The sequence below is a fragment of the Egibacteraceae bacterium genome (assembly GCA_040905805.1).
Taxonomy (GTDB): domain Bacteria; phylum Actinomycetota; class Nitriliruptoria; order Euzebyales; family Egibacteraceae; genus DATLGH01.
This window is the reverse complement of the sequence record JBBDQS010000029.1, coordinates 1-10096: the sequence shown is the minus strand read 5'-3', so window position 1 is coordinate 10096 and position 10096 is coordinate 1. Positions and strand designations below refer to the sequence as shown.

Sequence of the window (10096 nt, the reverse complement as noted above, 5' to 3'; positions counted from 1 at the left end):
GCTGGATCATCGAGAACGACTGGCTCGAAGCCGTCGTCGCCCTGCCCGACCAGCTGTTCTACAACACCGGCATCTCCACCTACTTCTGGATCGTCACCAACCGCAAGAGCCCCGAGCGGCGCGGCACGGTCCAGCTCGTCGACGCCCGCGCCATGTTCGCCAAGATGCGCAAGAGCCTGGGCCAGAAGCGCAAGCTGATCAGTGACGCCCAGATCACCGCCATCGTCCGCGCCTACGGCGAGCACGCCGACGGCGACCACCCCTCCGGCGTGCGGATCAAGATCTTCCCCAACGAAGCGTTCGGCTACCTGCGCATCACCGTCGAGCGCCCCCTGCGGGTCCGCTGGCAGGTCACCGACAACACGCTCGCCGCCCTGGACGCCGACAAGCGGTTCGCCAAGCTCGACGAGCCCACCCGCGGGGCGCTGCTCGCCGGACTCCAGCAGTGGCAGGACGAGCCGATCACCGACCCCGCGCTGGCCGACAAGCGCGTCGCCGCCCTCATGGCCGAGGCCGGCGTGAAGGGCAAGCCGCTGCGCACCGCCATCCTCGACGCTCTCACCGTGCGCGACCCCGACGCCGAACCCGTCACCGACGCCAAGGGCAACGTCCTGCCCGACCCGGACCTGCGCGACAACGAGAACGTCCCCCTGCCCCCGGGCCCCCTCACCTACGAGGCCGACCCCACCGCCCGGCTGACCACCATCGAGTACCGCACCGCCGTCGACGACTACCTCGCCGCCGAGGTCCACCCCTACGTCCCCGACGCCTGGGTCGACCACACCAAGACCAAGATCGGCTACGAGATCCCGCTCACCCGCCACTTCTACACCTACGTCCCACCCCGCCCCCTCGAAGAGATTGATGCCGAGATCAAGCAGTTGGAGGCCGAGATCCAACACCTCCTGCGCGAGGTGACGGAGTGACCGGCAGGGGTGTCGAGTGGCCGTCCTCCTGGCGATCCGTTCCCCTATGGTCGCTGTTTGATCGCGTGAAGGACATCGGGCATCCCAACGAGCAGATGCTGAGCGTCTACCGCGATCACGGCGTGGTCCAGAAGGAGGGTCGTGGGGACAACTTCAACAAGACCGCAGCCAACCGCAATATCTATCAGTTGGTTGACTCGGGATGGCTTGCCGTCAATCGGATGAAGGCGTGGCAGGGTTCGCTCGGTATCTCCAAGTACCGAGGAATCGTTTCTGGCCACTACATCTGCTTCAGACCGCAGCACGGAGAAGACTCCAGGTTCCTCGACTATCTGCTCCGCTCGCCCGTCTACACAGCTGAGCTCCGTCGGCTGTCCCGAGGCGTTCGTCCGAACCAGATCGAAATTGACAACGACGGCCTGCGCGTGCTCAAGGTTCGCCTCCCGTCGCTCAATGAGCAGCGGACGATCGCCGAATTCCTCGACACCGAGACCGCCCGCATCGACGCCCTCATCGCTAAGAGGCGGCGCATGGCAAATGTCTTGGCCGAGCGCTGGGCAACAGTGGGCGCTAACAGCACGGGCCTTGGATTTGCCGTCTCCGCGACGCCCCGCGTCCAACTGCGTCGAATAGCGCGGCTGCAGGCTGGCGCTGCATTCCCTCACAGCATGCAGGGCGACTCTGCCGGGACGATCCCCTACGTCAAAGTCGGAGACCTCGTGGCCGTGGATGCCGACGGATACATCAACCGCGTCGCCAACCGCGTGTCACCCAAGGTCGCAGCCGGGTTGCACTCTCCCGTCTTGCCAGCTGGAACGATCGTGCTGCCGAAGATCGGAGCCGCATTGCTAACGAACCGACGGGCCATATTGAGTGAACCTTCTTGTCTCGACCAAAACGTTATGGGGGTGACCGTGGAGGTTGGATCCCCCCGGTACGTGTACTACTGCCTGAATTCGGTTGATCTGGGTGCACTGACTTCACCGGGTCCGGTCCCACTGCTGAACGAAGATGTGGCTCGCTCCGTGAGGATTCCATGGCCCGACTTCGATGAGCAAGTCCGCATAGCTACCGAGTTGGATGCGATTCGACGTAGAGAGTTGAGAGCCCGGGAGGCGATGCGCCTCCAGTGGACTTTGTTGGTCGAGCGCCGTCAAGCGTTGATCACCGCCGCGGTGACCGGTGAGCTGGAGGTGCCGGGGGTGGCGGCGTGAGCAAAGTGGACGAGGCGGGGTTCGAGTCGTTCATCTGCGACTGGCTGGTCGAGCACGGCGGCTACGACGCGGTGAAGGTGGGCATGGCGGACGGGGCGGCCACCGACTTCGACGCTGCCCGGGGCCTGGACACGACCGAGCTGTTCGCGTTCGTCGATGCGACCCAGGCTGACCGGTGGGACCAGCTGCGCAACCTGTACGGGGATCCGGACAAGGCACGGCGCGGGTTCGCGGACCGGCTGGCCAAGGAGCTGGACGCCCGGGGCACGATCGACGTGCTGCGCCACGGGGTGGTGGATCTGGGGGTGACGATCCGCCTTGCGTTCTTCCGGCCGGCGTCGGGGTTGACGCCCGAGCTGGTGGAGCGCTACGGCAAGAACCGGCTGACGGTCACCCGCCAGCTGCGCTACGAGGCCCCCTCGATGAAGGCGCTGGACCTGTGCCTGTTCGTCAACGGTGTGCCGGTGGCGACGGCCGAGCTGAAGAACGCGCTGACGGGTCAGGGCACCGATCAGGCGATCGAGCAGTACCGCACCGCCCGGGACCCAAAGAATCCGCTGCTGCGGCGGGCGGTGGTGCACTTCGCGGTGGACACCGCGCGGGTGGCGATGACGACGCGCCTGGCGGGCAAGGCCACGCGGTTCCTGCCGTACAACCGGGGCCACGACCTGGGGGCGGGCAACCCGCCCAACCCGCACGGTCACCGCACGTCCTACTTGTGGGAGCGGGTGTGGCAGCGCGACGCCTGGCTGGACCTGCTGAACCGGTTCGTGCACGTGGAGCCGACGCCGAAGGGCTCGACGAAGGACCCGCCGGTGATCTTCCCGCGCTTCCACCAGTGGGACGCGGTGCTCGCGCTGACCGGCGAGGCCCGCGAGCACGGCGCCGGTCGTGACTACCTGGTGCAGCACTCGGCGGGGTCGGGCAAGTCCAACACCATCGCCTGGTTGGCGCACCGGCTGTCGTCGCTGCACGACGCCGCCGACGCCAAGGTGTTCGACAAGGTGGTGGTGATCACCGACCGGCGGGTGCTCGACAAGCAGCTGCAGGACACGATCTACCAGTTCGAGCACGCCCACGGCGTGGTGGTGCGCATCGATGAGAACTCCCAGCAGCTCGCGGACGCGCTGGCGGGCGAGCAGGCCCGCATCGTCATCACCACCCTGCAGAAGTTCCCCGTCGTGACCGACAAGATCGGCGCGCTGCCCGAGCGCACGTACGCGGTGATCGTCGACGAGGCGCACTCGTCGCAGACCGGCGAGTCGGCCACCGCGCTGAAGGCTGTGCTCGGCGCGACCAAGCCCGTCCCGAACCCCGATGAGCCACTGGACCCCGCCGAGGACGCCCTAGCCGCCGCGGTGGCGGCCCGGGGACGGCAGCCCAACCTGTCGTACTTCGCGTTCACCGCTACGCCCAAGGCCCGCACGCTGGAGCTGTTCGGCCGCTACGACCCGGCCACGGACCGCCACGTGCCCTTCCACCTGTACTCGCTGCGCCAGGCCATCGAGGAGGGGTTCATCCTCGACGTGCTCGCCCACTACGTCACCTACCAGACGTACTGGCACATCGAGCAGGCCACCCCCGAGGACCCGACCTACGACCCGGGCAAGGCGCGAGCGGCGATCGCCCGGTTCGTGTCCCTGCACCCCCACCAGCTGGCCCAGAAGGCCGAGGTGATCGTCGAGCACTACCGGCGCAAGGTCCGCAGCCGCATCGGGGGGATGGCCAAGGCCATGGTCGTGACCGCATCCCGGGAGCACGCGGCCCGCTACAAGCTGGCCCTGGACCGCTACATCAACAACAAGGGCTACACCGACGTCGGCGTCCTCGTCGCGTTCTCCGGGGCCCTGGACCTCGACGGGAGGCCCGTGACCGAGTCGTCGATGAACGAGTTCCCCGAGTCCCAGACCGCCACCGAGTTCGACACCGACGCCTGGCACCTGCTGGTCGTGGCCGAGAAGTACCAGACCGGCTTCGACCAGCCCAAGCTGTACGCCATGTACGTCGACAAGCCCCTGTCCGGGCTCGCTGCGGTGCAGACGCTGTCGCGACTCAACCGCACCTACGACCGGGGCGGGGTCCGCAAGAACGGCACGTTCGTGCTCGACTTCTACAACGACGCCGAGGACATCCGGGCCGCTTTCGAGCCCTACTACGGCGCCACCGTGGCCCCACCGACCGACCCGAACCTGCTGTACGACACCCGCCACGCCCTCGACCCGTTCGGGGTCCTGTGGCCCGACGAGATCGAGCGCACCGTCGCCCTGCTCCTCACCACCGGCAAGGTCGCCCACGACCGGGTCCATGCCGCCCTCGCCCCCGCCGTCGACCGGTTCCACCACGGCCTCGACGCCGACGAGCAGGACCGGTTCCGTGACGCCCTGAACCGGTTCATCCGCACCTACGCGTTCCTGTCCCAGGTGGTGGCGTTCACCGACGCCAAGCTGGAACGCGACTACCGGTTCTGCAAGGCCCTCGCCGCGCTCGTCAGGGAGCGCGGCACCGAAGCGGTCCACCCCGACGTCGAGCTCACCCACCTCAAAGTCGAGCAGACCTTCGAGGGGTCGGTCACCCTCGCCGAGACCCAGGGTGAGGTCAGCACCATCTTCGGCGGCGGCAAGCTGCACGAACCCGAGGACGAGCCGCTGTCGCAGATCATCGCCCGGCTCAACGAGCGGTTCGGGACCGACTTCGCCTCCGAGGACCGGGTTTTCTACGACTCGGTGTTCGACAAGCTCGCCCAGCGCACCGACATCCAGCAGGCCGCCGCGGTCAACACGCCGGACAACTTCAAGCTCGTGCTGGAGAAGGAGGCCATGGCCGGGGTGCTCGACCAGCTGGGCGCCGCGGAGGACATGGCGCTGGCCTACGTCGACAACCCCGAGCTGCAGGCCGAGGTCCTGTCCGCCTATCTGCCGTTCGTGCAGGGCCGGGCCAAGGTCATGCACCAGGAGCACTGCGACATCGTCGACCTCCTCGGCCCCGACCGCGAGTCCACCCATCTGGAGTACAAGGCCACCCTGCGCACCCACGCCGACAGCGGCGCAACCTTCAAGCCGCTGGAGAGCGCCTCGCTCAAGACCATCGCCGCGTTCATGAACTCCCGAGAGGGCGGCACCCTGCTCATCGGCGTCGCCGACGACGGCACCGTGCACGGCCTCGAGTCCGACTACGCCAGCCGCTCCAAGACCGACCAGGATCCCCGAGACTGGTTCCAGCAGCACCTCGCCAACATCACCGCCACCTCGATGGGAGACGCCGCAGCCACGCTCATGCGACCCCAGATCCACAAGGTCAACGGCGGCGAGGTCTGCCGGGTCCAGGTCGACCCCTCCGGATTCCCCGTCGACGCCAAGGTCATCATCCAGAAACCCGGAGGGCCCAAGGAGAGCCGCACCGAGTTCTACGTCCGCGTCGCCAACGGCACCAAGGCCCTCGACGCCGTCGAGCGCGAGAAGTACATCGTCCAACGGTGGGGCAACTCGGGGAGGCCGAACTGATGCAGAGCCTGTAGGTCACCGGGACGGACGGCACCCTGGTGCCCCTCGAGTGCGGTCTATCGGCGGTTGGGCCTCCGCGGTCCTACTGTGATTGGCTGTCACTGGCTCAGCCGCGAAAGCCGTGCGGTAGCGGGCGTTCCCGGTTCGGGTGGGACGCGGCTCCGCGTGAGGGCGCGCCATACTGGGACACTGCGGATTCGTCCATCTGATGGGACTACGGAATGACCGGTCGAGCAAGGTGGACCCTTGCCTTCGTCGGGCTGGCTGTGGCCGCAAGCGCGCTTTTCGTCGTCTTCCTGGTCACGGTCGTCATGCCGCTACGCACAGGGCTGTGGCGAGAAGTAGTCGGCGTTCCGGACTCTGATCATCCGCGGTGCTGGCAGGAGGCGAACCGCGTCGACTCCATCCCCTTCGTGCATGTGGATCCAGAAGAACTGTGCGACCGGAATCTGTCTCAAGATCGATGGCCGCAGCCGGAGCAGGTTCTGCCATCCCAGCCTGTGAAGAAGTAGCAGGATCCGGCTCCCCCCTGCACCATGTCTACCTAGGCGGGAGCCGGGACTTGCGTCACGAGAAATTCTCCCAAAGCGTCTCGAACAGGCGCAAAGCATCCCCGCCACAGAACTCAGGGGCTTGCCGCCCGGACGCGCGAGAGCAAAGTTGCTAGACCCGGCCGGAGCGACAGATATGTCCCTGAGCCCGGGTCTACCCGTCGGTAACCCCGGGCGTCCGCGGGGCAGCAGGCCGCAGCTGCCCGGCTCCGGCCGGATTCTCATACTCCGAGGTGCCGCCGAAGGCGGCATGCGGTGCTGAGATGAACCGATCGGGAAGTCGGTCCGCTGCGGCCGTCAGCCCGAGGGGCCGCCGCCGAGGGCGGTGTGCCAGCCGCCGAGGTCATCGAGCAGCCATGCGATCGCGTCCTCGCCACCCCGCGGGTCGCGCCAGCACACCCGGAGGAGGTCACGCCCCATCGTCTTGCCGAGGTGGCTCCGCGTCGTGTCGACCGCCTCGACGGCAGCGAGCGGAATGACCAACTCGCGGCGGGGCATCCACATCAGGAAGACCAGGCGGTCGTCGGTCAACACGAGCGTGCCGTTTCCGCGCACCTGGGTAACGCCCTTGGACGTCTGCCCGAAGGACAGGACGTCCTCCCGCCGCCGCACGCCGGGGATGGCGTCCGCAGCCCGGTGGGCGGGTGCGGCTATGCGTCGGAGCAGCCCGCGCAGCACGGCACCCCTCCCATCGCTCGGAACCCCTGCTCGTAACCTAGCCCTCGTGGCGGGCACCCGCGTTCTGCGCTCGGCGCCGGCACGCCCGCCGACCGACGCCGCTGCCCCGTGGAGCGCGAGAGGGGCGACGGTCGGCATCCAAGCAGACGGTATCCGCCCGCGGAATGCCCGCCGCACTGCAGTCCTGAGGTTCGCCCTGACGGCGCGCTCCTGTGCGGCTGCCGCGCTGCAGCCGGGATCACTCGCCCGAGTCCCGAGCGCGGCGCAGGATGTCCAGGCCGGTGGTGATGTCCTCGAGGTGGTGCACACCCTCGTGGACGGTGTGGCGGGCCACCCACGCCATCGACCGCTCGGCGTGTTGCGGCCAGTTGTAGACCCCGGTGCGCTGCCACTGCACATCGTTGAGGCCGTCGAGCGCGGCGGCGATCCGCTCGGCGGCCTCGGCGAGCTCGTCAAGGACCACGTCGACGGCTTGCTCGTTGTAGCGGTCTTCGACAGCACGCTCGTCCCGGCGCATCGGGGTGAACACCGGCCGCTCCTGCTCGAGTGCCAGCTGCAAGCGCTCGCGCTGGACCCGAAGCACATCCCGCACATGGCAGGCGTACTCGAGCGCCGACCACGTCTGCGGCCCCGGTCGGGCCCGGGCGAGCGATTCGTGTTGGGCCGCGCGCAGCACGGCCGCGTAGCGGGACGGTTGGGACCGTAGCTGCTCGGGCACGGCTGCTGCCGGCACCGAGTCGTACACGAACCCGCACTGCTCGCAGTGGTCCATGGCGCCTCATTCCTGACCCACGGTCGACAAACACCTCATACCTTTCCGGCACGGTCAGCAGCCGCCGACGTCCGCCCATGCCAGGTCTTACCTCGCTCCTCTTCGACTCGGCCGCGATGCCTTTGCTGGCTGCGGCTGTCCTGGGGTATCTCACCCTTCGCCGCGCCACTGGCCAAGCGTGAGGCCGGGAACCCAGACTGGATCCGTCCAACCCATCGTGGTTGGCAACGCTCACAGGGCTTCAAACGTGATGCCGCGAGTGCGGACCTACGCCCACAGAAGCATGGCTCGAGTTCAACCCTTGCCGGGATAAGCCGTGGTCGCGGGTGGGAGGGCGACCTGGCTCTCCGTAGCGATCCCTCGCCGAGGACCGGTGGCGGGCCGACGCGGCCACGCCGCCATCATGTGTACGGGCACCCAAACTCACCGTTTGGAGCGGCCCCGCGGCGAACGTCGGGTAGACAGGCCCCGCGCTCAACCCTACGGCTTCCACCAGACCCCGATGCAAGCGATGCAAGACGGATCCGTCGGATTGCTCTTGCGCCTGGGGTGATATCCGTCGAGGCTCGGTGGCAAGTGGAGGGAGCGCGCGTGCAGGGAAGGCGACAGCCTGGATCGTCCTCGCAGTCGGCGGGGTCCCTGAACCAGCGACGGAGCCCGGACCGGCCGCCAGGGCCCTGGGTGCAGCCCGCGCCGAGCCTCGAACCGGCCGAAAGCGCTGCGCCGGCGGAGTGGCTGGGGCCGCGGCTGCTGGAGTTGGGCGCAGCGCTCGGGACACCGGTCGGCGCTGTGGTGCCCACCGGCTACCCGGCCTACGCGCGCATCCTTCATCCCGTCCACGGCCCTGATGATGCGCCGAATGCGCCCTCGGTGCGCTGGAGCGGCGTCGCCGCCTGGTCGGGCCGGCGCCTGCATCCCGAGATTCAGTGGGAGCGCCTCATCCAGCCCGCCGGAGAAGTAGGTACCGTCGCGCCGTGGAAGGACGAGCCCGACGTGGGCCACCTGCCGGCTGGCATCGCTGCGCCGCTGGTTGAGGTGCTGCGCGCCCACACCGCTACGCCCGAGCGCTGCTGGCTGTGCGTCTGGGAGGGCTGGGGTGGCTGGGAGGACTATGCCCCCGAAGCGGCCTGCGTCGAACTGCCCGGCCGCGGCTACTCGCTTATGCGCGCCCCGATCGACGCAGTCGTCGACGGGATCGCCGTAGGCCCTGGGGCGGGGGACACGGGCCCGAGCCTCTGGTGGCCTGACGACCGGGCCTGGTGCGTGGCCACCGAAATCGACTTCTGCTGGACCTACGTTGCCGCCTCAGATGCCTGCGTGCACACGCTCCTTGAGCACCCTGACTTGGAGGCGCTGCCTACGCGGCCGGAGCATCGCGGCGACATGTACAGCGACACCATCAATCCGCCCCCGAACTGAGTATGCGCAGCGCGGTCTTTCCCCCAGGGTGCGGCTCGACTGCGTTCCTTGCCGGGTTGGCGTGAGGTGGCCAAGGGGGTCTGATCGCCACGGAGGCGGGACGCCCGTGCCCGTCACCGAGGAGTCGATCTTCATGTCTGCAACCGTGAGCGCGTCGCCGTCACCGAGCATCTCGAATGGGGTCCGCGCAGTTGACTGCGGCGTTCGTGGCCGGGTTCCGTTCGGCCAAGACGCGCAGCAACTACACCGCGAATCTCCGTGACTGGTTCGCTTAGACCCCAGACCTCTTGACATAGAGGGCTGAAAACCCACTCGTGGCGGGGAAAGGTCCCACACTTCCCGCCCGAACTATGCGATAATACGTGCAGAGTTCAGGCGACGTTTGTGGGGTGGTCGAGTGGCAGCGAAGATGACTCGGGTGAACCAGGGGCCGCCGCTGCCGTTGCCGCGCAGCGACGCGCGGGTGGTCACCGTCGGGGTGGAGCTGGTCGAGGGCGAGCAGGGCGGCGCAGTGTTCGTGTGGGGCAACGCGGCGTGGTGCTGGGCGCCCGGCGACAACGCGGCCCGCCGGTTGGCGGCGGTGCAGATGGTGGTCACCACCACAGCCGGCCAGCGTGAGGTGGCCGCGGCGTTTGGGGTCAACGAGAACACGGTGTGGCGGTGGCGCTCGGCCTACGACACCGACGGGGTGGAGGCGTTGACGGCCAAGCGACGGGGCCCGCAAGGCCCGTCCAAGCTGACCGACGCCACAGTCGCGCGGATCGTGGCCGCAAGAGCGGAGGGCTTGACGATGGCCGCCATCGCCCAGCGGGTGGGGGTGTCGTTGAACTCGGTGTCGCGGGCGCTCAAGCCGGCGGCGGCCACCGACGCCGTCGAGGGCGACGCCGCCGACGTCGCTGAGGGCGAGGGCGACGCCGCTGAGGCCACCGACGCCGCTGAGGACACTGTCGAGGCTGAGGCCGACGATGGTGGTGCTTGGGCCGACCCGGCCGCCGGTGACGGTGACCAGGGTGGCGGCGACGCGGCGGGGCTGGTG

General features: G+C 68.4%; 7 protein-coding genes. 5 read left to right on the top strand and 2 right to left on the bottom strand.

Annotated elements, in window-relative coordinates; genetic code table 11:
• The 3 genes from WD250_04185 to WD250_04175 all read left to right on the top strand — a co-directional run.
• The coding region (locus WD250_04185) for an N-6 DNA methylase (protein ID MEX2619398.1) at window positions 1–926 on the top strand (926 nt) is incomplete at its 5' end.
• 65 nt (window positions 927–991) lie between these two features.
• The gene (locus tag WD250_04180) at window positions 992–2140 is read left to right on the top strand and encodes a restriction endonuclease subunit S (protein ID MEX2619397.1); all 1149 of its coding nucleotides are present in this window, start codon (window positions 992–994) and stop codon (window positions 2138–2140) included.
• The gene (locus tag WD250_04175) at window positions 2137–5640 is read left to right on the top strand and encodes an RNA-binding domain-containing protein (protein MEX2619396.1); all 3504 of its coding nucleotides are present in this window, start codon (window positions 2137–2139) and stop codon (window positions 5638–5640) included. Before WD250_04180 ends, WD250_04175 begins: the two co-directional genes overlap by 4 nt.
• 848 nt (window positions 5641–6488) lie before the next feature.
• Here WD250_04175 and WD250_04170 read toward each other — a convergent pair.
• Together WD250_04170 and WD250_04165 are read right to left on the bottom strand one after the other, a co-directional pair.
• Window positions 6489–6869: a hypothetical protein gene (locus WD250_04170; GenBank protein MEX2619395.1), complete on the bottom strand. Its 381-nt coding sequence runs from the start codon at window positions 6867–6869 to the stop codon at window positions 6489–6491.
• A gap of 238 nt (window positions 6870–7107) precedes the next feature.
• Window positions 7108–7641 carry a DinB family protein gene (locus WD250_04165; protein ID MEX2619394.1) on the bottom strand — a complete coding sequence of 178 codons (534 nt, stop codon included), beginning with the start codon at window positions 7639–7641 and terminating at the stop codon, window positions 7108–7110.
• A gap of 681 nt (window positions 7642–8322) precedes the next feature.
• Here WD250_04165 and WD250_04160 point away from each other — a divergent pair.
• Window positions 8323–9060: a hypothetical protein gene (locus WD250_04160; GenBank protein ID MEX2619393.1), complete on the top strand. Its 738-nt coding sequence runs from the start codon at window positions 8323–8325 to the stop codon at window positions 9058–9060.
• A gap of 418 nt (window positions 9061–9478) precedes the next feature.
• Window positions 9479–10096: helix-turn-helix domain-containing protein (locus WD250_04155; protein ID MEX2619392.1), on the top strand; the 618-nt coding region annotated here is incomplete at its 3' end.